The following is a 23,701-nucleotide window of genomic DNA, read 5'->3' on the forward strand; positions in this document are numbered from 1 at the left end:
ATAAAATCCCCCAATGTGATAATTTTTTATAACAATCAACTCACCGATAGCTGATTACGCATGCCTGCCATTTAGCAATAGGTAACCTTTACTACGCCTTAACCTTTGGCACTGTTTAAAAATAATTTATAAGCAGGACTATGCGTTTCTTCTTGATAAACAAAGTCTAAGTCAGTTAAAAACTGAGCAAAAGCCGCATCATCGTTTGCTGGTACTTCAAAACCGGCCAATACTCGACCAAAGGCTGCACCGTGGTTGCGGTAATGGAATAAACTAATATTCCACTTACTTTGTAATGTGGTTAAAAACTTCAATAATGCCCCTGGATGCTCTGGAAATTCAAAGCTAAATAAGCGCTCTTCTAACGGTTCAAGCGGATGCCCCCCCACCATATAGCGCACATGTAATTTAGCGGTTTCATCCTGAGACAAATCTTGAACGTCAAAACCTTCTAACTCCAGTTTAGCAATAATCTCTGCCAGCTCTGCTTGACCGCCAGTTAAACGAATGCCAGCAAACACTACCGCCATATCCCGGCTGCTAAATCGGTAGTTAAACTCGGTCATTGGACGTTTTTCAAGTAACTCACAAAAGCGTAAAAAACTGCCTGGTTTCTCTGGCACTTTAACCGCTAATACCGCTTCTTTTTGCTCGCCTAGCTCACAACGCTCAGACACGTAACGTAAGCTATGAAAATTAACATTAGCACCACTTAATATGGCTGCGGCTTTTTTAGGTGCGTCGCTATTGTTGCCATGCAAAGCCATGTATTTTTTTAGCCCTGCTACCGATAATGCCCCTGCCGGTTCAGCTATCGCGCGAGTATCCTCAAAAATATCCTTCACCGCGGCACAAATTTCATCGGAAGTGACCGTCACAACTTCATCTACGTATTCACGTGCTAGCCTAAAAGGTTCGGTGCCAATACGCTTCACCGCAACGCCGTCGGCAAATAAGCCCACTTGCGCTAACGTAACAGGTTCATCGGCTTCTAATGCCGCTTTCAAACACGCGGCATCTTCTGGCTCAACGCCAATAATTTTAACTTGAGGCATTACAGCTTTGTAATACGCAGCAATACCTGCAATTAAGCCGCCGCCGCCCACGGGTACAAAGACCACTTCAATGTCACGCTGTTGCTGCACCATTTCTTGTGCAATAGTACCTTGACCGGCGATAACGGCTTCGTCGTCAAATGGCGCGATGTAAACTCGACCTTCGGTAGCAGACAGATTTTTAGCATAATCGTTAGCTTGATCAAATGCTTGACCATGCAACACCACATTGCCACCAAGGCGACGCACCGCATCAATTTTGATGTCTGGTGTGGTACTTGGCATCACAATCACGGCATCAATGCCACGGCTTGTCGCCGACATAGCCACGCCTTGGGCATGGTTACCCGCCGAGGCACACACCACGCCTTTATCGCATTCCTCTTGGGTAAGTGCTGCGATACGATTATATGCACCGCGCAATTTAAATGAATGCACAGGCTGCATGTCTTCACGCTTTAAATACACCTGACAACCAAAGCGAGCAGAGAGTTTATTCATGCTCGACAGCGGCGTCACTTTAGCGACATCGTATACAGATGACAGCAATATTTTTTGCAAATAATAATGCGCTAAATCTAATTGAGTTTGAGACGCCAAAGCCAACATATTACCCCTCCAGTTTAGTGCGATCACGAACCGCACCTTTATCTGCACTCGTTGCTAACAGCGCATAGGCTTTCAACGCTAAAGAGACATAACGCTCACGGGCAACTGGCTTCCAACCTAATGGTCCTTTGGCATCCATTGCTTGACGACGACGCGCCAACTCATCATCACTCACATTTAATTGAATACGACGTTTTGGAATATCAATGGCAATTTGGTCACCATTTTCAATCAATGCAATGGTGCCGCCTGAGGCCGCTTCTGGCGAAATGTGCCCAATTGATAATCCAGATGTACCACCAGAAAAACGGCCGTCAGTGATCAGCGCACACTGAGTGCCTAAACCACGCGACTTAAGATAGGTTGTTGGATAAAGCATTTCTTGCATACCTGGGCCGCCTTTAGGGCCTTCGTAGCGAATCACCACCACGTCGCCTGCAACCACTTCTCCACCCAAAATACCAGTCACAGCGTCGTCCTGGCTCTCATAAACACGGGCGCTACCCACAAAAGTCAAATTAGACTCATCGACCCCAGCCGTTTTCACAATGCAGCCATCAACCGCCACATTACCTGCAAGCACTGCTAACCCACCTTCTTGGCTAAAAGCAAATTCGCGGGTACGAATACAGCCATTTTCACGGTCGTCATCAACAGTATCCCAGCGGCAATCTTGACTAAATGCTTTTTGAGTTGGGATCCCCGCCGGACCTGCACTAAAAAAGCGGATAACTGCGGGGTCATTTGTTTGTTTAATATCGTACTTAGCTAACACAGATTTCAAGTCGCCGCCATTATCTGCTGCCACGTGAGGTACATCGTTATGCAATAAACCTGCTCTGTCTAACTCACCCAAAATACCCATCACGCCACCAGCACGGTGTACATCCTCCATGTGATATTTAGGTGTTGATGGTGCAACCTTACAAAGGTGCGGCACAATACGCGACATGCGATCGATATCTGCCATGCTAAAGTCAATTTCGGCTTCTTGGGCTGCGGCCAATAAATGCAATACCGTGTTAGATGAGCCGCCCATGGCAATGTCTAAAGCTGTGGCATTTTCAAATGCTTTAAATGATGCAATATTACGTGGTAATGCATTTTCATCACCGTACTTGTAATAACGTTCAGCCAACGTCATAACGCGACGACCTGCTTCTAAAAACAGTTCACGACGATCTGCATGTGTAGCCAACAATGAGCCATTGCCCGGTAAAGACAACCCAAGCGCTTCCGTTAAACAGTTCATTGAGTTAGCGGTAAACATACCAGAGCATGAACCACAGGTAGGGCAAGCGCTTCGTTCAATCTGCTTACTATCTTCATCACTGACATTGGTGTCAGCTCCGGCGACCATAGCATCGACTAAATCAAGCTTAATAATTTTATCTGACAGCTTAGTTTTGCCCGCTTCCATTGGCCCACCAGAAACAAACACCACGGGAATATTTAATCGTAGCGCCGCCATTAGCATGCCAGGGGTGATTTTGTCGCAATTTGAAATACACACTAATGCATCAGCACAATGTGCATTAACCATGTATTCAACACTGTCGGCGATTAACTCACGCGATGGCAAGCTGTAAAGCATGCCGCCATGCCCCATGGCAATGCCGTCATCCACTGCAATAGTGTTAAATTCTTTAGCAATACCGCCAACCTCTTCAATCGCGCTAGCAACAAGTGCGCCCATGTCTTTTAAATGCACATGACCAGGCACAAATTGAGTAAACGAGTTGGCAATCGCAATAATTGGCTTACCAAAATCGGTTTCTTTTACGCCAGTGGCACGCCATAGTGCGCGGGCGCCTGCCATGTTGCGGCCTTCGGTACTGGTTGCTGAACGTAATTTTGGCATTGCAAATATCCTTGTGTAATGTGGTGCTGGTTACCTGTGTGATCACAAGTAACGCATTAAATTGGTAATAATATAAGCCTAGCTGTTTGCTGCTTGCCCAAGAGACACGGCTGGTATCACTTTACATTGGGTGACATCAATTAATTTAATAAGCTGGTTACTTAACAGTTCGATTGCGCGTTCGGCCTCAACCCATAATTCGACCGCCATACTGGCATCATCATTAATGCGCATTTGCATTTGGGTGACCTTAAATCCACGGTGGCGAGTAACACGCAGTACACGTTCTAGCACTTCAGGACGTTGTTCAACGGTTATTTCTAGATTATGCATCATGTTTGCTTCTCCATTTGATCCATCATGTCACTGTTACTGGCTCCGGGTGGAACTAACGGCCAGACATTAAAGGCGTCATCAATTGCGACGTGCAGCATGTAAGGGCCGCTGCTGTTAAGCATTTCATCTAATGCTTGCTCTACTTGATCAGCATGATTAATGGTGCGGCCTGGAATATCAAAAGCCGATGCCATTAATACAAAATTAGGGTTGTCAGATAAATCTGTCTCACTGTAACGCTCTTCAAAAAACAGCTGTTGCCATTGTTTAACCATACCTAATTTCTGGTTATCTATGAGTAAAATTTTCACCGGTAATTTACGACGTTTAATGGTCGTCAACTCCTGAACATTCATCATAAATGAACCGTCACCAGAAACGGTAACTACGGTGGCATCTGGGCGAGCCACTTGGGCGCCAATGGCGGCTGGTAACCCAAATCCCATAGTGCCAAGGCCAGCACTCGATAAATGATCTTCAGGGCGTCTAAACCACATATGCTGCGCAACCCACATTTGATGCTGACCCACATCGCATGCAACGACACTGTCTTCTGGTAACTTATTGGCCAAACGGCGTAACATGGCTGGGGCATAAATTAAATCGCCAGGATGCTGGTAATTCCATTGATGCTTGCGCGAAAGCTCTTCAACCTCAGCCTGCCATTGGCTAATGGCCATCTTACCTTTTACGGCGTCGGTTAATGCGGGTAATACTTGGCGTAGTTCTGCTGCGATTGCCACATCTGGCTGGCGTAACTTTCCTAGCTCTGCGGCATCAATATCAAGATGCAATACCTTGGCATTACTGGCAAAACTGGCCAAACGCCCTGTGACACGGTCATCAAAGCGCGCGCCGACAACAACTAATAAATCGCATTCTTGTACGGCTAGATTTGCCCCTTTACCACCGTGCATCCCTAGCATACCAAGATACCCTTTGGTGCCATGGGCGATACTGCCTAAGCCTTTTAAAGTGGCAACGGAGGGAATACCACTGACCGCTATAAACTCACGCAAATGGGCAACCGCTCCGGCCATGCCAACACCACCACCCACATAGAGTATTGGTTTTTGGGCTTGAGTCAGCAACGCCGCTGCTGCCTGTAAATCTGTTAGTGTTGGCGTTAATTCATCTGCGACACTTTGCAATGGGGTTTTGTATTCAAGCTCAGCAATTTGGATATCTTTAGGAATATCCACCAATACAGGGCCTGGCCGCCCTTCTGCTGCAATTTCAAAAGCTCGGTAAAGCGTTGGGATTAACTCATTGATGTCTGTCACCATAAAACTATGTTTAGTACAGGATAATGACATACCAAGGACATCGATTTCTTGAAAAGCATCAGTACCAATCACGCTCGTTGATACTTGCCCGGTAATGGCAACCAATGGCACAGAATCAAGCAGGGCGTCGGCTAACGAGGTAATTAAATTGGTCGCCCCAGGACCTGAAGTTGCAAAACACACTCCCGTTTTACCACTGGCCCTTGCATAACCTACTGCAGCAAACGCAGCGCCTTGTTCATGACGGCTAAGTAAGTGCTCAACAGGGCTGCCATAGAGCGCATCGTAAATGGGCATAATTGCCCCTCCAGGATAACCAAATACTGTGGTTACACCGTGTGCTGCTAGTACTTTGATGACTGCATCTGCGCCGCGCATTTTCTGTCCTGCTTCCATATTGTTATCTCTACTTCGTCAATGGTTTTCTGCTTGCTCTACTGTGTAATATTTGGAAATTTTTACTTAGCCTAAAACTAAAAAACCCCCGGTCCATTCGGAGCGGGGGTTTTTACAATCTTTGTGACTCTTAGGTCAGTCTAGTTGCCAAACGCCACCCCCGCTGTGACTTAATAATCACTACGGTAATAATCGCGAGAATGAGCATAGCTGCGTGATTTAGCATGTGTAGACAGTATCCTAAGTTTCTAATTTTTTTCGTTAGCGTGTGTTCAATAAACGTTACGGTATACCTAACAAGTACCATAAAAGATTTACCCAGCACAACTAAAAAATTGTCTTTGTAAAAAAAATTCAGCTTCCCTGCCGAGACAATGCAAACAACAACAAAAACTTAACGCATGAGTTCAACCTAAAAAATATTAAAACTCACTCTATCAATTTGTTTTTTCAGCGACCCAATAATACACATTGGGTCGTTTCGATTGATGCCTGTCCGACAACAAGGCTGCACTTACAGCCAAAACTGAACAGGAACAATATCAGTCCAACCGATTCACTTAACCCGCTTCAACAATACGCTTCATGTCTGTCATGTAACCGCGAAGTTCTGCACCGATAAACTCAACATCTGTATGACGAATTTGCTCATTTACTTCAATTAAACGTTGGTTATCAACACCATTTGAAGTATCTGCAAGCCCTGCGCCTAAATACTCTGGCGACATTGCATTTACATAATCACGTAGCATTGGCACTGCTGCATGGTTAAATAAATAACAACCGTATTCTGCAGTGTCAGAAATAACCACGTTCATTTCATATAAGCGTTTACGTGCAATAGTATTGGCAATTAACGGCGTTTCATGTAACGACTCATAATAAGCCGACTCTTCAACAATCCCAGCAGCAACCATGGTATCAAAAGCAAGTTCAACACCGGCTTTGATCATCGCAACAAGGAAAATACCTTTGTCGAAATACGTTTGCTCATCGATGTGTTCTGACGAAACAGGTGCATTTTCAAACGCGGTTTCGTTAGTTTCAGCTCGCCAGCGTAACAAATTAGCATCGTCATTCGCCCAGTCTTCCATCATAGTGCGAGAAAACTCACCGCTAATGATATCGTCCATGTGCTTTTCAAAAAGTGGCTTGAGGATTTCTTTTAGCTCTTCAGCCATATCAAACGCTTTAATTTTGGCAGGGTTTGATAAACGATCCATCATGTTGGTGATACCACCATGTTTAAGCGCTTCAGTAACGGTCTCCCACCCTTGCTGAATAAGCTTAGCGGCATAACCAGGCTCTACGCCGTCGGCAACCATTTTCTCGTAACCTAAAATCGCACCCGTTTGTAACATGCCACATAAAATGGTTTGCTCACCCATTAAGTCGGACTTCACTTCGGCAACAAACGATGACAATAACACACCAGCACGATCACCACCGGTTGCACTTGCATAAGCCTTAGCAATGTCTAAACCATCGCCTTTTGGATCATTTTCTGGGTGTACAGCTATCAAGGTTGGCACACCAAAACCACGCTTATATTCTTCACGAACTTCAGTCGCTGGACACTTAGGCGCTACCATAATGACAGTAATATCAGAACGCACTTTCATGCCTTCTTCTACAATATTGAAACCGTGCGAATACGCGAGTGTAGAACCTTGTTTCATCAATGGCATTACGGCATTCACAACATGGGTATGTTGTTTGTCTGGCGTAAGGTTTAGAACTAAATCGGCATCAGGCACAAGCTCTTCAAATGTACCGACTTTAAAGCCGTTGTCGGTTGCTTTTTGCCATGATGCACGTTTTTCTGTAATGGCTTCTGGACGTAGGGCAAACGAAATATTTAGGCCAGAGTCGCGCATATTTAAACCCTGGTTAAGGCCCTGAGCACCACAACCTAAAATAACAATGTTCCAACCTTTAATGTATTGGCAACCGTCACTGAACTCTGAACGCTCCATAAAGCGGCATTGTGCTAATTGAGCTAATTGTTGACGTAAATTCAGAGAGTTAAAATAGTTAGCCATCTGATACCACCTTTAAAATTTATCAATTTGGGACGCAAACTACGTTTGAAAGTGACTCAAACTTTGCGATTAAATTCACTATAGCCTATCCATCTCATTGCTTAAAATGATATATTCGGCATGTGATGTTGCAAAAAATGCAACGATGGTATTGTGATGTTATTTAGCTGGTTAACGGGGCCGTTAGTTATGGATATTCGCTCGCTTAAATTATACTTACACCTGTGCGACAGTTTGCATTTTGCAAAAACGGCAGAACAATCACACGTCAGCCCATCGACACTCAGCCGCGCACTGCAGCGTTTAGAAGATGAAGTCGGCAGTAAATTAGTTGAACGTGATAATCGCAGCGTGACAATAACCCATGCAGGATTAGAATTTAAGCGCTTTGCCGAGCAAACGTTATCGGAATGGGGCCAATTACGCAGCCGTATAGACCCTAATCAACAGTTTTTACGTGGCAATCTCAACTTATATTGCTCAGTCACCGCAGCTTACAGTCACTTACCCACATTGCTTGACCGATTTAGGCGCGACCATCCCCATGTGGACATTAAACTCACCACTGGCGATCCTGCAAATGCGGTCTCTCAAATTCAAAAAAATCGTGCTGACATTGCCATTATTGCCTTGCCAGAGGTGTTTCCCGATACGTTGCATTTTACCCCTATCGACAAGGTGCCCATTTCGGTCATTGCACCAACAATGCATTGCCAAGTACAACAATGGGTTTCGCAAAGCAATATCGATTGGGCCAAACTTCCCTATATCGTGCCTGACCATGGCCCTGGCAGAAAACGCATTGATCAATGGTTTAAACAAATGGGTATCAAACCCAATATTTATGCGCAAGTATCTGGCCAAGAAGCCATTGTGTCTATGGTGGCATTAGGCTGTGGAGTGGGCATTAGTCCTGAGGCTGTTATTCATAATAGTCCGGTACGAGAACGCATTCAGACCCTAGCCTCACCTGTGGCGATCCCAGCGTTTGAGTTAGGTTGTTGCTGCAAAGAAAAACGCACCAATGACCCTATCATTAGTGCGTTTCTTGAGATTATTTGATCTGCCTAAACTTACGGCATAGGTGGTGTTTCGTTGTCTAACCGAGTCACTAATAATTGGTCGACTTTGTATGAGTCAATATCAACAACCTCAAACTTATAGCCAGCATAATTAACAAAATCAGTCCGTTTGGGGATTTTACGCAGCATGTACATCATAAAACCTGCAATGGTTTCGTAGTTTTGATTATGCGGAAATGCTTCAATTTGAAACGCACGCATCACGTCGGTAATCGGTGTCACACCATCCACTAACCAGGAGTTACCATCACGGGCAACAATTTGCTCTTCACTTTCATGTAAAGACCACGCCCCCATCACCGCACTTTGTAAATCGTTCGTCGTTACAATGCCCACCACCAAAGCGTATTCATTCATGACAACCGCAAAGTCTGCACGATTATTTTTAAAGTATTCCATCGATTCAGACAAGGTTAACGTATCTGGAATAATTAAACAGTTATGCACCAAGGTGCTGTCTTTAAGGGTAATATGCTCACCATTAATCACACGGATGAGCAACTCCTTAGCATCAACAAAACCCTTGATCATGTCTAACTGACCGTCACACACTAAAAATTTATTGTGCGGGTTTTTAGCAATTTTTTGTTTGATGTCTTCTTCAGTGTCTTGCAATAAAAAGTACACTAAACTTTCACGTGCTGTCATGGCCGACGTCACTGACACCGACTGCATTTCAAACACGTTTTCCATCATTTGCTGCTCACCTTTATCCATTACACCGGCCTCTGTTCCGGCGGTCATCATGGCGTAAATATCATCGTGAGTCACTTGATCATTACGAGCGGTTGGCACTTGCAACAGTTTAAAAATGACATTCGCAAGGCCATTAAAAATCCATACAAAGGGTTTTAATAATGTAATACAAAACACAATCGGCATAACAAAAGTCACGGCGACTTGTTCAGGAATAACCATCGCAATACGCTTAGGCATTAAGTCGGCAAATAAAATAAATAACGAGGTGACTGTAACAAACGAGCACACAAAACTTAACTGCAAGCCCCACTCGTCACCCAGTAACGGCAACAGCAATTGCTCAAAGTAAGGACGAAATGCCGACTCCCCCACAATACCGCCCATAATGGCAACGGCGTTTAAGCCAATCTGCACCACGGTAAAAAAGCTACCTGGGTGGTCTTGCAATTTAAGCACTTTCTTTGCACGAATATCACCTTCGTCTGCCATGGTCTGCAGGCGAATTTTACGTGAGGCAGCAAGGGCAATTTCGGACATAGAAAAAAAGCAACTTATGCCTACAAGGCACAATATAATCAATAAACTATCAGTAATAGTCATACATTCTCTTTATCTTAGGCTCTGAGCACTAAGTATCATGGGGTAGCGTTTTTGCAAATTAACGCAAAAAAGACAATATTCGGTTTAGGTCATGATTTAGGGTGCTTGCATCAGATGAGTACATCAAGGAGCGAAGACTACGTCGAAGCTATCTATCAAAATAAAGGCAATCACCCTTGGCTACTCATTGTATAAAATAGCCGTTTTCGGGGAAAACACACCACTGTGCTGACTTAGGAACCACTCGACTGACTCGGGGCCATGACCGTATTTTACAGCGCGCGTATTCTACTCAAAACCCACCAAGATAACCAAGGTTTAGTTAACAAAATTGGTTATATTTTGCCTCGTTATACCGACGGTATCACGATAAAATCAGCAAAAATAACTCGGGCTGCTAGACTGTATTTATCCCTTCATTTGTATATTATTCAAACAAAAGGATTTGTTAATGGCGATAGCCTGTGTTTTTACAAGAGCAAGTTGTGGTGTTGAGGCACCTAAAGTCACGGTAGAGGTGCATTTAAGCAATGGTTTACCCGCATTTAATTTAGTCGGTTTACCAGAAGCCTCGGTTAAAGAAGCAAAAGAGCGCGTCAGAAGCGCCTTAATTAATGCTGGATTTGAGTTTCCTCAGCGGCGCATTACCGTCAACCTTGCGCCAGCTGACCTACCTAAACAGGGCGGGCGATATGACTTGCCCATCGCCATTGGTATTTTAGCGGCATCAAATCAAGTCCCCAGTAAAGCCCTGAACCAATGTGAATTTGTTGGGGAGCTTGCATTATCAGGACAAGTGAGACCCTGTACAGGCTTACTGCCAGCCATCATTGCAGCACGCAATGATCAGCATCATTTTTTTATGCCAATAGAAAATCGCCACGAGGCAGAGCTTGTGGGGTACAACCACAGCTATTTTGTGGCTCATTTGCAAAATCTTGCCGCATTTTTACATGGCCAGGCACAATTACCTTTACTCGACACACAGCCAGAATGGATAGACGAATCACCCGCCAGCGACAATTTATTATGCATGAGTGATGTGATTGGCCAATATCAAGCTAAACAAGGACTCGAAATCGCTGCTGCAGGAAATCACAACATGCTTTTTCTGGGCCCTCCCGGTACCGGTAAAAGTATGTTAGCGAATCGAATTATTCCCTTGTTACCGCCATTAACTTATGACGAAGCTATCGAAGTGGCCGCCATCCACTCCGTTGCAGGCTTACACATCAAACCGCAAGATTTTCTAAATCGCCCCTTTCGCTCGCCGCACCATACTTGTTCATCAATTGCATTAATTGGCGGGGGCAGCCATCCCAAACCAGGCGAAATATCGCTTGCGCATCGTGGAATATTATTTTTAGATGAAATAGCTGAATTTCCACGCAAAGTACTCGACTGCTTGCGTGAACCTTTAGAAACCGGCCAGGTTGAGATATCGCGCGCTGCAGCAAAACTCACTTTTTCAAGCCGCTTCCAATTAATCGCCGCGATGAACCCTAGCCCCTGCGGCGATACAGAACGAGCACGCTCAACACCTGAGCAAATTCAACGCTATTTATCCCGCCTTTCGGGGCCATTTTTAGACCGATTTGACTTAACCGTTGAAGTGCCTAAATTACCCGCTGGCACACTCACGCAAAAACACCAACCCGGCGAAACCAGCGCTGAAATAGCCAAACGAGTTAAACTGGCACGTGAAAGCCAACTAGCTCGTGCCGGTGTATTAAATAGTGAGCTAAGCCCGAAACAACTCAAACAAGACAGCCAAATCAGTCAACAAGACTTAGCGTTTCTAGAACAAAGTGTCGTCAGTTTAGGTTTGTCGGTGCGAAGTTTTCATCGTATTCAACGAGTATCACGCACCATTGCAGACCTGCAACAATCGGTCACCATTGAACGCAGCCACATTGCACAAGCACTTGGTTATCGAGCAATGGATCGTTTACTTGCCAAGCTTAACCAACAATAAATTCAATTTTTAACTATTGTATTGATTGAGCAATTAAGCGACTACGAGTAACATAGCTCTCCGTTTAAAAGGAGAGAAAAATGTCGCTGTTTTCGAAAATCAAAGGCTGCATAGCGTTTATTTGTTATTTTCTGAATACCATTTTTTGGACCGTTCCCATTTTGGTGTTTAGTATTGTTAAGCTCATCCCGGTTGCTATTGTTCAAAAAATCTGTAGTTATATTCTTGATAACTGCGCAACAGCATGGATAAGTGTAAACAATGTGGTCGAGTCCATTTTTCACCCAGTCCGCATCCACATTACCGGCGACCAGACCTTTTCTGAGCAAGAATGGTACATGGTGATAGCCAATCATCAGTCTTGGGTTGATATTTTAATACTGCAACGAGTTTTTAACCGTAAAATCCCGTTTTTAAAGTTTTTTCTTAAACAAGAATTGATTTATGTGCCAATTCTTGGCCTTGCATGGTGGGCTTTAGATTTCCCTTTTATGCGCCGTTACAGCTCAGCAGAATTACGAAAAAATCCAAAGTTAAAAGGCAAAGACATTGAGATTACGCGTAAAGCCTGTGAAAAGTTTAAAACAAAGCCTGTCAGTGTCATGAACTTTGTTGAAGGCACACGATTTAGCAACGCCAAACACCATAAACAACAATCGCCGTTTAAACATTTACTTAAGCCCAAAGCCGGCGGCATGGCGTTTGCACTCTCTGCCATGGGAGAGCACATCAACACATTAGTCGATGTCACCATTTATTACCCAGAGCAGGTTCCTAGTTATTGGCAATACATCTGCGGCGCACTTAAAGATGTGCATGTACACATTCATGTCAGTGACATTCCACACAGTATGCGCGGAGACTACCTGCAAGATCGTGAGTTTAAGATTGATTTTCAAGAGCAACTCAATCAACTGTGGTTGAAAAAAGACCAGCAATTGCAAGTGCTCGCTGACGAAGCAAAACGCAAGGCTTAACGAGATATGTTGACATTTTTGCCTGGTCCCGTGCTGTTTATTCTCAGCCTCAGCTTGTTGATTATTAACACCACCATTTGGGGGTCACTAATCACAATAGGTGGGATCATTAAATTGCTCTTACCGTTTAAAGTCGTTCGCACAGTACTCACTTACATAATGAACCGTTTCATGTGGGCTTGGGCGACCTGTAATGGCAGCATTTTGTATCTGATTTCCAATATCGAATGGGACATTTCAGGCCTTGAGAAGCTAGATCCAAACCGATGGTATTTATTAATAAGCAATCATGTCAGTGGGTTTGATATTGCAGCACAAACTTATGTGCTGCGTAACCATATACCTATGTTAAAGTTTTTTCTAAAAAAAGAACTGCTATATGTACCCATTTTAGGTCTAGGTTGTTGGGCGCTTGATATGCCTTTTATGAACCGTACAAGTGCAGCAAAACTAAAGAAAAACCCCAAACTCAAAGGCAAAGACCTCGAAACAACACGACGGGCATGCGAACGCTTTAAAGACGTGCCAACCTCGATTATTAATTATGTAGAAGGTAGCCGCTTTACCGAGGAGAAACGTCTACGCCAAGACTCACCTTATCGCCATTTATTGCGTCCAAAAGCGAGTGGTATTGCATTTACTTTATCAGCAATGGGTGAACAATTTACTCACTTGCTCAATATCACTCTAGTGTATCCCGAGACATCTGAAAAAGTATTAAGCAATGTGATGCATGGCCGAACCAAAAAAGTGGTCATGTGCATTGAGGTTTTGCCTGTGCCTCATGTCGATGCAAATGACTATTTGAACCATGCTGATACTCGTGTCGCCTTTCAGCGTTGGTTAAATCAGTTGTGGTCTGAAAAAGATCACATGATTGATGACCTGCTCCAACAACACCAAAAGTCATCTGCCCAACAGCAATCAACATTGCATAAATGATGTTGTAGATAACGAATTTGCGCTTAGCACTGTCAGTTTATTTTAATATCAATTAACCTAGGGTCAGTCGCAAAGTAACCAAAAACTTAGTCACTGAAATATCGGGGCTTAATCTATATTTTCCTGTTAAGCTAAAGAGAGTGTTTTTGCATCATTTGTCTAATTTAACGTGTATAGGTGAGATTTGAATTTTCATGCACTAACCCATTTAACACGCTTGATCATGTTTTTGACATTGATTTTTTCTGTGTCCGTTTCTGCACAGAAAAATCAGCCTTACAATGGTCTTGCCGAAGTCAATTTTGAGCATTTCGACACTGAAGGAAAACTCAATCAAAATTCGATTACCCGCCTGTTTATGGACAGTGCAGGAATGCTATGGATTGGTACACAAGACGGCCTACACAGCTATAACGGTGTCGATTTTGAGCTTTATCTCAAACAAGCTGACAGTAAAAAAAGCATTTCTGGCAATTTTATCACCGATATTTTGCAATCCCCTGATGGCGATTTATGGGTGGCCACATTTGACAATGGCTTAAATCGTTTCAATTTAAACACAGGCGAATTTACCCAATTCAAACAGGCACAAGGGTTAAACGAGCTGCAAATTACTAAATTAGCGGTTATCGGTGACACGCTATGGATAGGGACTCGGGCAGGTTTATATTTACTCTCGCTAAAAACCGAAAAAATAATTCCGGTCAGTTTAGGCCATAACATCACACCTAATATCGTCAGTATTGCTAATGTAGACGACAAATACATTATTGTCGGTACAAAGCAAGATGGCTCTTTTGCGGTAGACAGCAACACCATTATTCGCCTCGACATTCCTAGCAACATGGTCATTAACCAAATCCATGCAAGCTCAATTTATTCTGTTTGGTTGGCAATCGACAATCAAATATGGCGTTACAATCTTGATACTCACGAAAAAGACTTAATTTGGACGCATGACATCAACTACGGTGAAAACAGCAAAATATTGGACTTTGTCGTAGTCAATGCTAATCAAATTTTTGCTATCGTCAACAATACCGGCCTATATCAACTCGACCATAAAGCAGGCCAATGGCACAGCACGTTACACCAACATAATTCCCAGGCCCTCAACTCAATTAGCGTTAATACCCTACAAACTTTATTACTGGACACAACAGGGACATTGTGGATTGGCACAGGCTATTCTGGTATAGATAAACTCAACCTTAGTCATCAATACTTTACCCACTATTACGACTACCAAACCCATGTTCCAGACATGGCAAATATGGTGCGCAGCATTTTTCGTGATAAACAACAACGCTTATGGATAGGCACCGACGGTGCTGGCGCAAAATACTTAGCGCCACTTGATAATCAATACCATTACATCAACCATTTATTTGCCGAGGCGCTTTCAGTTCCTGTTGAGCAATTATCATTAATCGTACACGATATTATTCAAGACAAGCACGATGTGTTGTGGTTTGCGACAAATCTTGGCTTATTTACCCTAGATAGCAATAACAAGCTTGAACAAGTTAAGCCCGCTAATACACTGTTTCATGCCGACACCTCATTTCGTAACTTTGCCCTAGATGATAAAGGCCGTTTATGGATAGCCAGCTCACTTGGTCTGTATTTTATTTCTGAACATACCCACAAAATGATGGCCTACAACTTTGGCTTTCAATCAGATTACTCGCCTTTTAAACATCAAATTATCAAATTGCATTTTAGCCAAGGTTTTTTGTGGTTAGGTACCATGGGTGGCGTGGTTAAGTTAAATCCAGAAGCCCAAAAGCTCGATTTCTTAACCCATGATCCTGACAATTCGTTAAGTCTCAGTGACAATCGAGTAAGGGATTTCCTATTAGCCGACAATGGCGATTTTTGGATTGCGACACACGGTGGCTTAGATAAACTGACCATGGAATACGGCAGTTTTACCTTTGAGCGTATGGACGTTAATGCCGATAAGAGTAGCAACACGGTATATGGCATACTAGAAGACGCGCAACACGATTTATGGTTAAGCACTAACTCTGGTATTTCGCGATTTACTCCCTCTACCAGGCGCTTTATTTCATACAACACCTTTGAAGGGCTACAAGCTAACGAATTTAATGGCGCAGCCAGATTTAAAGATACCGATGGTACTTTATGGTTTGGCGGCATAAAAGGGTTAAACCAATTTAATCCAACAACGATTCCAGCCCACCGGGCAGAAAACAAACTTGCCTTAACCAAGTATACAATTGGTGAAACACAATACTCCATCCGCGATCTCAGCCACGCACCAGATATTGTGATGCCCTATGAAAAGCAACTTATTAGTTTCGAAATTGGTTCGCTTAACTTTAACTACCCTGGATTAAGTCGTTTTAGCTATAAACTTGATGGCTTTGACAAAGAATGGCGGGAACTGCGTAAAGGAAATCAAATTTCTTACACCAACCTCTCTCCGGGTAAATACACGCTATTAATTCGTCATGCATTAGGCGCTAACGAATACAGTCAATACACTTTAAATGTTCATGTCTCGGTAGTTCCGCCACTGTATATGACCAACATGGCTTATGCCGCCTACCTCACCATCGCTATATTATTAATGATATGGATTATCGTCGCGACACGTAAACGGCACGCAAAACAACGAGAGTTTGATAGCAGTATTCGCGCCTCAGAAGAACGTCTTAAGCTCGCTCTTTGGGCCTCTGGCGACGGTATGTGGGATTGGAATATTAAAGACGACAAAGTGTATCGAACCAATATGGTCGAACCCATGAATTTTTCATTGAAAGATGAATTATTGATTAAAAATATTCACCCAGAAGATCGCCCAAGAGTGCAAAAACTGCTCAACGATCACCTTGCAGGTGAAAGCGAGTTTTTTGAAGCAGAATATCGAGTGGAAACCGAACCAGGCAAATGGGCTTGGTTATTAGACCGTGGACAAATTGTTGAAAGAGATAGTCACAACCTCCCCATTCGAATGGCCGGTACCCATAAAGATATCACCAGTCGTAAATTAACCGAGAACGAGCTTAAACTGTCATCTCAAGTACTATTTAGTATGAATGAAGCCGTAGTTGTTGGTGAGTTAGATTACCAAATTCGCTCGGTCAATCCCGCATTTAGTCGTATCACAGGCTTTAAACATCGCGATGTTGTTGGTAAGCACTTTTTGTTTTTAACCATGGGTAAACAATCTCGAGAGTTCTACAATGCGGTAGAAACCCAACTACTACGACATAAACATTGGGCTGGCGAAATCAACATTAGAACTCGCGACCGTCGTGGTATTTTGGCTTGGCTGGAAATTAACCAAGTTATCGACAACAAAGGCGAAACCAGTCACTTTGTGGCGGTATTTACCGATATTACTGCACGTAAAAAAGCAGAAGAAGATCTGCGCGTATTAGCTAACTTCGATCCTCTAACTGGACTGCCTAATCGCACCTTATTCCAAGACAGGCTAAACCAAGCCGTCACCAAAGCACATCGCGCCGAAAGCATAGTCGCCCTTCTATTTTTAGACCTCGACCGCTTTAAACACATTAATGATTCGATGGGGCATCATATTGGTGACTTATTACTTAAAGCCGTTGCACATCGCCTACAAAATGCCGTGCGCGAAGGCGACACGGTTGCTCGCTTAGGAGGGGACGAATTTACTATTATTTTAGAAGGTGTCACCAAAACTAAGGCCGCAACGATTATCGCAGAAAAAGTATTACATGCTTTCCAAACACCTTTCTTACTCGATGATAAAGTCTTAACTATCTCACCTTCAATAGGTATCAGCTTATATCCTGAAGACGCAGAGGATACCACCTCACTCATTAAGTATGCCGATACAGCGATGTATCATGCAAAATCATTAGGTAGAAACAACTTCCAGTTTTATACCAAAGAGTTAAATCAATACGCAACACGTCACGTCCAGTTAGAAGCCGGCTTGAAAAAAGCCCTGCAAGAAAACGAGTTTTATCTCGTGTACCAACCTAAATTAGACGTGAAAACGCACAAAATTATTGGGCTAGAGGCTTTACTACGCTGGGAAAGCCCTGAGCTCGGACTTATTTCGCCAGTAGAGTTTATTCCGTTAGCAGAAGAAACAGGATTAATTAACCAAATTGGCCACTGGGCCATTAATCAAGCCTGTAGTCAGTTAGCGCTATGGCATCAGCAGGGTTTTGAACACATCTCTGTTGCAGTCAATTTGTCCGCTAGACAATTAAAAGCAGACATTATCTCAACCATCGAAGTGGCGCTTGCGGTATCAGGCTTACCAGCAAGTGCACTCGAGCTTGAGTTAACAGAGTCGATGATTATGGGTAATCCACAAGACTCAGTAACTGTGTTGTCAAAACTGAAAGCACTAGGCTTAACCATCGCCATTGACGACTTTGGTACCGGCTATTCAAGCTTAAGCTATTTAAAACGATTCCCCATTGATACCCTAAAAATTGACCGTGAATTTGTGCGCGACATTAGCGAAGATCCAGACGATGCCGCTATCACCAGCGCAATCATTACCTTAGCCCACAGTTTAGAACTCAATGTGGTCGCGGAAGGGGTAGAAACGCAAGAGCAATTTGAGTTTTTGCGCAATGGCGGCTGTGACCAAGTGCAAGGGTTTCTGTTCAGCAAACCGCTCACCGCAACCGACTGCTTAGACCTGCTCAGACAGGAGCAGCAGTCGTAACCTAAAATAAAAGCTCCCTTGGGAGCTTTTATTGATTTATCTATTGCTAGGGCGTGTTTATCTTTGCTGGTTGAATTTTGTTCGCGTTAAAAACGTATTAATCGAGGCGAATGGATTGAAGCCTAGCCACCTAAGCAACTCTTTATTTGTAAAGCATCGTTCAACAAAGAGTAAAACGTTTTTAGCCGAACCCTGTGGGCAGCGTTTGTTGGTCATTTTTACTGCGTTATCGACTTTTTATGTACAATAACGACACCGCTAAGCCTCTGCCGCGCACTTGTATATGGGTAATGGCCAACAATTGACTGCAAAAACACCCTTGAAAGATTAACAGGCTCTAGGGAGCGACTCGCTCAACACGTTTAACCCAGCCTTGTGGCGCTGCCACATAACCTTTTTGCAAATCAGTAAACAATTTATAAATACGTTTAATGTTAGGCCCAACTTTGCCGTCACCCACAGTAACAATTCGACCATCTTCAAAGATATACGAATTCACTGGCGACACCACAGCTGCGGTACCAAAGCCACCAGCCTCAATAATCTCACCGGACTCGATGTCTGCAATAAACTTGTCCAACATTACCGTTTCTTGTCGCACTTCACAGCCCAACATCTCACCTAACTCAAGGATAGATTGCGATGTAATAGACTTTAAAATGGTATCGGTAAATTTAGGGATAATCACAGTGCCATCTTTTAAAATATGGAAGTGATTCATCGCGCCGGCTTCTTCGATTTGGGTATTGGTTGAGTCTAAATACAATACCTGAGAAGCACCATATTCTGCAGCGGCTTTGCCTGCACGTAATGACGCGGCATAGTTACCCGCCGCTTTTGACGCTCCAGTTCCACCTGACACCGCACGGTGATATTTGGTGCTAATTAATAAGCGAATACCATTATTCACCCCTGACGCATAATAGGCACCAGATGGGCTCAGCATGACACAAAATGTGTATTTTTGGCTTGGGCTAACCGATAAACGATCTTCAGTGGCAAAAATAAACGGACGAATATACAAACACGCTCCTTCTTGCTGTGGAAACCATAAACGGTCCACATCAATCAAAGCGTTAATTGCTTTAACCTGCATTGCTTCGTCTATATTGGGAATACACACAATATCAGCAGAGCGGTTCATGCGTTCAGCATTTTTATTTAAACGAAAAGTATAAATCTCTCCGTCGTCATGCATAAACGCTTTTGCGCCTTCAAAAATAGATTGCCCATAGTGCAACGACATTGCACCAGGTGCCATTTCAAACGGGCCGTAAGGGACAACGCGCGCATCGCACCACTGACCATCACGATAATCCATTAAAAACATATGGTCAGTTCGAAGCTTACCGAAACCAACATCACCGTCTGGCTTAAACGGTTGCGTACGGCGCTCTGACGCAGATTTTAAATTATATTTTATGTCCATTGCATATCACCTTAAAAACTGAGCTTGCAGACTATGGAGGCTAGAGATTAATGTCAAGTCACAGCCCTAAATCCTAAATCAAAATTCGTCAATTGAACGTAACAAGCATCAATACATTTATTCATATTGCAACAGACAAACTGTCAGTGCATCTTTGTTAGTGGTAACTCATGGCGTTTATTTTACGATTGCGGCCACAATCGACACCTCAACTAAATACTCTGGCTCGGCAATAGCGGCTTCAACACAGGCTCTTGCCGGGGCATGTCCTGTTGGCACCCAAGCATCCCACACCCGATTCATAGCATCGTAATCGGCCATGTCTTTAAGGTAAATAGTGGCGGATAAAATATCTTCACGGCGGCTTCCAGCCTTAGCCAGTAAGTCATCGACCTCTTCGAGCATGGTGGTAGTTTGCGTGGTAATGTCACTGTATTTATCTTTTGCAACTTGACCACACAAATAAACCGTATTGTTATAAATAACAATACTGCTCATACGAGTGCCCACGTCCAGTCTGGTAATTGTCATAAAAAAGTACTTTTATTAGGTGAGTAAGCCGACGAAAATAGCGCGATCTCAGATAAAGTACAATATCGACTGATTTATTGAATATATTTTAGCCACTTAGTTATAAAGGCTATTCCTATAGGGCTTGTCACTGCTAGAATCGGGGTTCCATCCAGAAACGTATAGGACTCCCCATGAGCCTTGAATTATTGTCCCAACTGGAAACCAAAATCCAGGCAACACTTGAAAATATTGAGCTACTAAAAATGGAGCTTGATGAAGAAAAGCAAAAGAATGAAGTATTAATGCAACAGCAACAAGAATTGGCACAAAAAAACCAACAATTGCAGCAAGACCTTAACTCTTGGAGTGATAAGGTCAACGGCCTTGTTGGTTTATTAAATAACGAAATGTAAGCGAGCCTGATTAAACTGATTGCTGCGGCGCGGATTGCGCCTCAATCAGGGCATTTAATTCGCTGATCGCCTGCCGCACTTTCGGCAGGCTTTTTTTTGTTTGTCGAAATCGTCCTTTATCAAATTCGAGTAAACCAATATCTTTTACCCAAACCACGCCACTTAGAAAGATCCTCGCATGCTTAGCAATTAACTTAGGTGCATAAACAGGGAACGTTCTCATAGGGTTTCCTCCTAGAGCAAATACAGATAGCACAATGCATAACTCGGGTTAAATAGTCACACGTTGTGAATACAATCACGCAAATTAGCTGTAGCTAGGCGGCACTTGAACGCGTTATCTATTTAATCTGAGTATCAATATGGCCAACATTACTTAATAACATTGAAACCACGCAGAAGATTGGACAACACCTTTTTGTAAGAGTTTCATTAACAGTCGCAATTTAAATCATCTGATAAATCACACAAACATTGGCGCGACAATATAATGTCGCTTGCCAATATTTTGACGCCATGATAGTATTCTTGACGTTACTCAGGGTAAAAAAGAGTCATTTGACTCATCACCGTATTATCTTTTATAGATATACGGTTTTTTTTTGCCCGACATTCCCCTATTCCTTGTCGCGTTAGCGCATCTTTAGGCAACAAAAAAGGAGCCATCGGCTCCTTTTTAATGACTCACTTAACTGAGTGATCCGGCTTAATCAGCCATTATTGCTTTTTGTTCATTGTTGATAAGTAAAATGCAATATCAATTAGCTCGTCATAAGATTTGATAGAGCCAGTTTCTACACGATATTTACCATTAACAACTAATGAAGGCACACCAGATATTTTAGCGTTTTCGGTATCACGCTTCATTTTTGACATCTGTGCATTGACCATAAATGAGCTTGCAGCGGCATCATAGGCTTTCGCGTCTACACCATTGGCAATAAACAATGCTCTAACATCATCCGCGCGAGTAAACTGTTGACGCTTATCGTGGATAGCGCTAAATAAAGCAGGCTCAATCTTTTCTTCAACATTCAGTTGCTTAGCAATTGCAAAAGCACGTGACATTTCAACGCCCATTTCACGGCCAATAAACTCAACATGCGACTGGTTAAAGGTCACACCTTCAGGGAGATTCGCCTGAATTTTTGGCACTACCGTTTTCGCAAAATTATAACAATGCGGGCAATAAAACGAGAAAAACTCAGTAATTTCAGGCTTAGCCGACTCTGGGCCTTCATTAATCACCGTGTAATGAACACCTTCTTTATAATCTGCTGCCATCGCCGCCATTGGCGCGAGTAGTAGTGCTGCAGCCATCAATAATACTTTTTTCATCTCACTTCCTTTCAATAGGCAAATAAACAATGTACTGGTTCTATCATAGTCTAGCGTTAGCCTTGAACTCAATCGCTAGATGATTGTATTTGTAACTAAATACATTCTGATAGCGATTATGAATCAATGTTAATCAACGATTGAAACTAGCTAAGCTCAATGGCGCCTCATCTAGGGCTGCCAGCTGCTCTTTAAAGGCCAGAGTTTGTTGTTCCCAATATTTGATATCAGCAAACCAAGGAAAGTTCATTGGAAACGCAGGGTCTTGCCAACGTTTTGCTAACCAAGCATTGTAGTGGATCATTCTAAACGCCCTTAACGGCTCAATGAGCGCCAATTGCTTGGTGTCAAAATCGCAAAACTCCTGATAAGCCTCGATTAATAGATCTAATTGCAATAGTTGCTGCGCTCTATCGCCCGTTAGCATCATCCAAATATCTTGTACTGCAGGGCCTTGCCTTGCATCGTCTAAATCAACAAAACCTGGCCCATCTGGTGTCCACAAAATATTACCAGGATGTAAATCTCCATGTAGACGAATGGTGTCACATGAGTGTTGTTGCCAAATCTGTTTCGCTTTATCAAGCACTTGCCCTACCACAGTAAAAAAGGCGTCTTGCATGCTCTGTGCGACTATGCCACTGTCGCGTAAATACTGGTATGCATCATCCCCCAGTATTTCTGGGGTTAGGGGCTCACGATGAATAAAGCTCTGCTTGCTGGCATATTGATGAATACGCCCAATAAAGCGGCCGACTGACTCTAATTGCTCGTCGTTATCGACTTCAAATGCCCGCCCACCTATCGATGGAAAAAGCGCAAATTGATAACCTTTAAACTCAAATAACGTTGTGCTTTCAATGATGGTGGGCACAGCGATAGGAATGTCTTCTGCCGCTAATGCCAATGCGTAGTCATGCTCTTCTTGAATCTGCGCTTTACTCCAACGCTGAGGCCGATAAAACTTGACCACATAACGTAAGCCTCGATCACATCGAAACTGATAGACACGGTTTTCATAACTATTTAATGCTAATAATCCGGTTTCAGGAAATACCCCAATACTTTCAATAGCATCTAAAATAAGATCGGGCGTTAATGCCTGAAAGTGAAACGCTGCGCTGCTATTGTCCATGCAAACCTTCTTGGGGAGTCTCAATCAGTGGTGTGAGTAAGTGGGTTAAAAAGCCCAGTACCTCGATATCATTAGCACTATCGACCGATAACCAGCAAATATCGCCATAAAATTCATAATGTAACCACACAGGACAACCCTCAAAGTTCAGCAACCATTGATGGCGATCGGCGCCCCATTGACGCTCACGGATATCGCAATCTAACGCGGCCGCTAGGGGTTCGGCAAACTGTTCAAATTGTTCGAAGTCGACTTGTGCTTGAATCATAATACTCAATGCGTCGGGATCAAATTTAGCAGACAATAATTTCATAAAA

18 protein-coding genes are annotated in these 23,701 nt (G+C 43.3%); 6 read left to right on the forward strand and 12 right to left on the reverse strand.

The annotated features are described in order from the left end of the window. Positions 1-98 precede the first annotated feature (98 nt). From ilvA to ilvC, 5 genes are all read right to left on the reverse strand, one after another. Positions 99-1,664: a threonine ammonia-lyase, biosynthetic gene (gene ilvA / locus L2703_RS00080; protein WP_248969123.1), complete on the reverse strand. Its 1,566-nt coding sequence runs from the start codon at positions 1,662-1,664 to the stop codon at positions 99-101. A 1-nt stretch (position 1,665) separates the two neighbouring features. Continuing rightward, positions 1,666-3,525, reverse strand: a complete 1,860-nt coding sequence (gene ilvD, locus L2703_RS00085) for a dihydroxy-acid dehydratase (protein WP_248969124.1) — start codon at positions 3,523-3,525, stop codon at positions 1,666-1,668. A gap of 78 nt (positions 3,526-3,603) precedes the next feature. Beyond that, entirely contained in the window at positions 3,604-3,861 is a 258-nt protein-coding gene (gene ilvM / locus L2703_RS00090) for an acetolactate synthase 2 small subunit (protein ID WP_248969125.1), read from the reverse strand. Continuing rightward, on the reverse strand, positions 3,858-5,543 hold the full coding sequence (ilvG, locus tag L2703_RS00095; protein ID WP_248969126.1) for an acetolactate synthase 2 catalytic subunit: 1,686 nt from the start codon (positions 5,541-5,543) through the stop codon (positions 3,858-3,860). Before ilvG ends, ilvM begins: the two co-directional genes overlap by 4 nt. A gap of 560 nt (positions 5,544-6,103) precedes the next feature. Next, complete coding sequence (gene ilvC / locus L2703_RS00100; RefSeq protein ID WP_248969127.1) at positions 6,104-7,585, reverse strand: ketol-acid reductoisomerase; 1,482 nt, start codon at positions 7,583-7,585, stop codon at positions 6,104-6,106. A gap of 189 nt (positions 7,586-7,774) precedes the next feature. Between ilvC and ilvY the strand changes: the two genes are divergently transcribed. After that, on the forward strand, positions 7,775-8,647 hold the full coding sequence (ilvY, locus tag L2703_RS00105; RefSeq protein WP_248969441.1) for an HTH-type transcriptional activator IlvY: 873 nt from the start codon (positions 7,775-7,777) through the stop codon (positions 8,645-8,647). Positions 8,648-8,658: 11 nt separating this feature from the next. Here ilvY and paeA read toward each other — a convergent pair whose 3' ends face one another. After that, on the reverse strand, positions 8,659-9,966 hold the full coding sequence (paeA, locus tag L2703_RS00110; RefSeq protein WP_248969128.1) for a polyamine export protein PaeA: 1,308 nt from the start codon (positions 9,964-9,966) through the stop codon (positions 8,659-8,661). Between the two features lie 451 nt (positions 9,967-10,417). On the opposite strand from paeA, the gene L2703_RS00115 reads away from it, so the two are divergent. The 4 genes from L2703_RS00115 to L2703_RS00130 all read left to right on the forward strand — a co-directional run bounded on the left by L2703_RS00115 (position 10,418) and on the right by L2703_RS00130 (position 18,556). Next, positions 10,418-11,941: a YifB family Mg chelatase-like AAA ATPase gene (locus L2703_RS00115; RefSeq protein ID WP_248969129.1), complete on the forward strand. Its 1,524-nt coding sequence runs from the start codon at positions 10,418-10,420 to the stop codon at positions 11,939-11,941. An 80-nt stretch (positions 11,942-12,021) separates the two neighbouring features. Further along, positions 12,022-12,918 carry a 1-acylglycerol-3-phosphate O-acyltransferase, YihG family gene (yihG, locus tag L2703_RS00120; protein ID WP_248969130.1) on the forward strand — a complete coding sequence of 299 codons (897 nt, stop codon included), beginning with the start codon at positions 12,022-12,024 and terminating at the stop codon, positions 12,916-12,918. 6 nt (positions 12,919-12,924) lie between these two features. Beyond that, positions 12,925-13,860 carry a 1-acylglycerol-3-phosphate O-acyltransferase, YihG family gene (gene yihG, locus L2703_RS00125; RefSeq protein WP_248969131.1) on the forward strand — a complete coding sequence of 312 codons (936 nt, stop codon included), beginning with the start codon at positions 12,925-12,927 and terminating at the stop codon, positions 13,858-13,860. Positions 13,861-14,107: 247 nt separating this feature from the next. Continuing rightward, entirely contained in the window at positions 14,108-18,556 is a 4,449-nt protein-coding gene (locus L2703_RS00130) for an EAL domain-containing protein (RefSeq protein ID WP_248969132.1), read from the forward strand. Between the two features lie 337 nt (positions 18,557-18,893). Here L2703_RS00130 and L2703_RS00135 read toward each other — a convergent pair whose 3' ends face one another. After that, positions 18,894-19,985, reverse strand: coding sequence for a branched-chain amino acid aminotransferase (locus L2703_RS00135; protein WP_248969133.1), 1,092 nt, complete (start codon positions 19,983-19,985; stop codon positions 18,894-18,896). Positions 19,986-20,162: 177 nt separating this feature from the next. Then, entirely contained in the window at positions 20,163-20,516 is a 354-nt protein-coding gene (locus L2703_RS00140) for a RidA family protein (RefSeq protein ID WP_248969134.1), read from the reverse strand. Positions 20,517-20,689: 173 nt separating this feature from the next. Between L2703_RS00140 and L2703_RS00145 the strand changes: the two genes are divergently transcribed. Beyond that, a complete protein-coding gene (locus L2703_RS00145) occupies positions 20,690-20,911 on the forward strand; it encodes a cell division protein ZapB (RefSeq protein WP_248969135.1) in 222 nt (73 codons plus the stop codon). A 10-nt stretch (positions 20,912-20,921) separates the two neighbouring features. Here the strand turns inward: L2703_RS00145 and L2703_RS00150 are convergent, their stop codons facing one another. The 4 genes from L2703_RS00150 to L2703_RS00165 all read right to left on the reverse strand — a co-directional run bounded on the left by L2703_RS00150 (position 20,922) and on the right by L2703_RS00165 (position 23,697). Further along, positions 20,922-21,134, reverse strand: a complete 213-nt coding sequence (locus L2703_RS00150; RefSeq protein WP_248969136.1) for a DUF1107 domain-containing protein — start codon at positions 21,132-21,134, stop codon at positions 20,922-20,924. Positions 21,135-21,628: 494 nt separating this feature from the next. Continuing rightward, a complete protein-coding gene (locus L2703_RS00155) occupies positions 21,629-22,249 on the reverse strand; it encodes a thiol:disulfide interchange protein DsbA/DsbL (protein ID WP_248969137.1) in 621 nt (206 codons plus the stop codon). Positions 22,250-22,382: 133 nt separating this feature from the next. Continuing rightward, positions 22,383-23,384: a serine/threonine protein kinase gene (locus L2703_RS00160; protein WP_248969138.1), complete on the reverse strand. Its 1,002-nt coding sequence runs from the start codon at positions 23,382-23,384 to the stop codon at positions 22,383-22,385. Then, a complete protein-coding gene (locus L2703_RS00165; RefSeq protein ID WP_248969139.1) occupies positions 23,374-23,697 on the reverse strand; it encodes a DUF3630 family protein in 324 nt (107 codons plus the stop codon). The genes L2703_RS00160 and L2703_RS00165 overlap by 11 nt, the downstream gene beginning before the upstream one ends. Positions 23,698-23,701: the final 4 nt, after the last annotated feature.

The organism is Shewanella basaltis (assembly GCF_023283885.1).
Taxonomy (GTDB): Bacteria; Pseudomonadota; Gammaproteobacteria; order Enterobacterales; family Shewanellaceae; genus Shewanella; species Shewanella basaltis.

Coding starts and splice junctions, on each gene's coding strand:
- ilvD (WP_248969124.1), bottom strand. CDS start 3,525: ATGCCAAAATTACGTTCAGCAACCAGTACCGAAGGCCGCAACATGGCA.
- L2703_RS00150 (WP_248969136.1), bottom strand. CDS start 21,134: ATGAGAACGTTCCCTGTTTATGCACCTAAGTTAATTGCTAAGCATGCG.
- ilvA (WP_248969123.1), bottom strand. CDS start 1,664: ATGTTGGCTTTGGCGTCTCAAACTCAATTAGATTTAGCGCATTATTAT.
- L2703_RS00115 (WP_248969129.1), top strand. CDS start 10,418: ATGGCGATAGCCTGTGTTTTTACAAGAGCAAGTTGTGGTGTTGAGGCA.
- paeA (WP_248969128.1), bottom strand. CDS start 9,966: ATGACTATTACTGATAGTTTATTGATTATATTGTGCCTTGTAGGCATA.
- ilvC (WP_248969127.1), bottom strand. CDS start 7,585: ATGGCTAACTATTTTAACTCTCTGAATTTACGTCAACAATTAGCTCAA.
- L2703_RS00145 (WP_248969135.1), top strand. CDS start 20,690: ATGAGCCTTGAATTATTGTCCCAACTGGAAACCAAAATCCAGGCAACA.
- L2703_RS00160 (WP_248969138.1), bottom strand. CDS start 23,384: ATGGACAATAGCAGCGCAGCGTTTCACTTTCAGGCATTAACGCCCGAT.
- L2703_RS00165 (WP_248969139.1), bottom strand. CDS start 23,697: ATGAAATTATTGTCTGCTAAATTTGATCCCGACGCATTGAGTATTATG.
- ilvM (WP_248969125.1), bottom strand. CDS start 3,861: ATGATGCATAATCTAGAAATAACCGTTGAACAACGTCCTGAAGTGCTA.
- L2703_RS00155 (WP_248969137.1), bottom strand. CDS start 22,249: ATGAAAAAAGTATTATTGATGGCTGCAGCACTACTACTCGCGCCAATG.
- yihG (WP_248969130.1), top strand. CDS start 12,022: ATGTCGCTGTTTTCGAAAATCAAAGGCTGCATAGCGTTTATTTGTTAT.
- L2703_RS00140 (WP_248969134.1), bottom strand. CDS start 20,516: ATGACAATTACCAGACTGGACGTGGGCACTCGTATGAGCAGTATTGTT.
- ilvY (WP_248969441.1), top strand. CDS start 7,775: ATGGATATTCGCTCGCTTAAATTATACTTACACCTGTGCGACAGTTTG.
- yihG (WP_248969131.1), top strand. CDS start 12,925: ATGTTGACATTTTTGCCTGGTCCCGTGCTGTTTATTCTCAGCCTCAGC.
- ilvG (WP_248969126.1), bottom strand. CDS start 5,543: ATGGAAGCAGGACAGAAAATGCGCGGCGCAGATGCAGTCATCAAAGTA.
- L2703_RS00135 (WP_248969133.1), bottom strand. CDS start 19,985: ATGGACATAAAATATAATTTAAAATCTGCGTCAGAGCGCCGTACGCAA.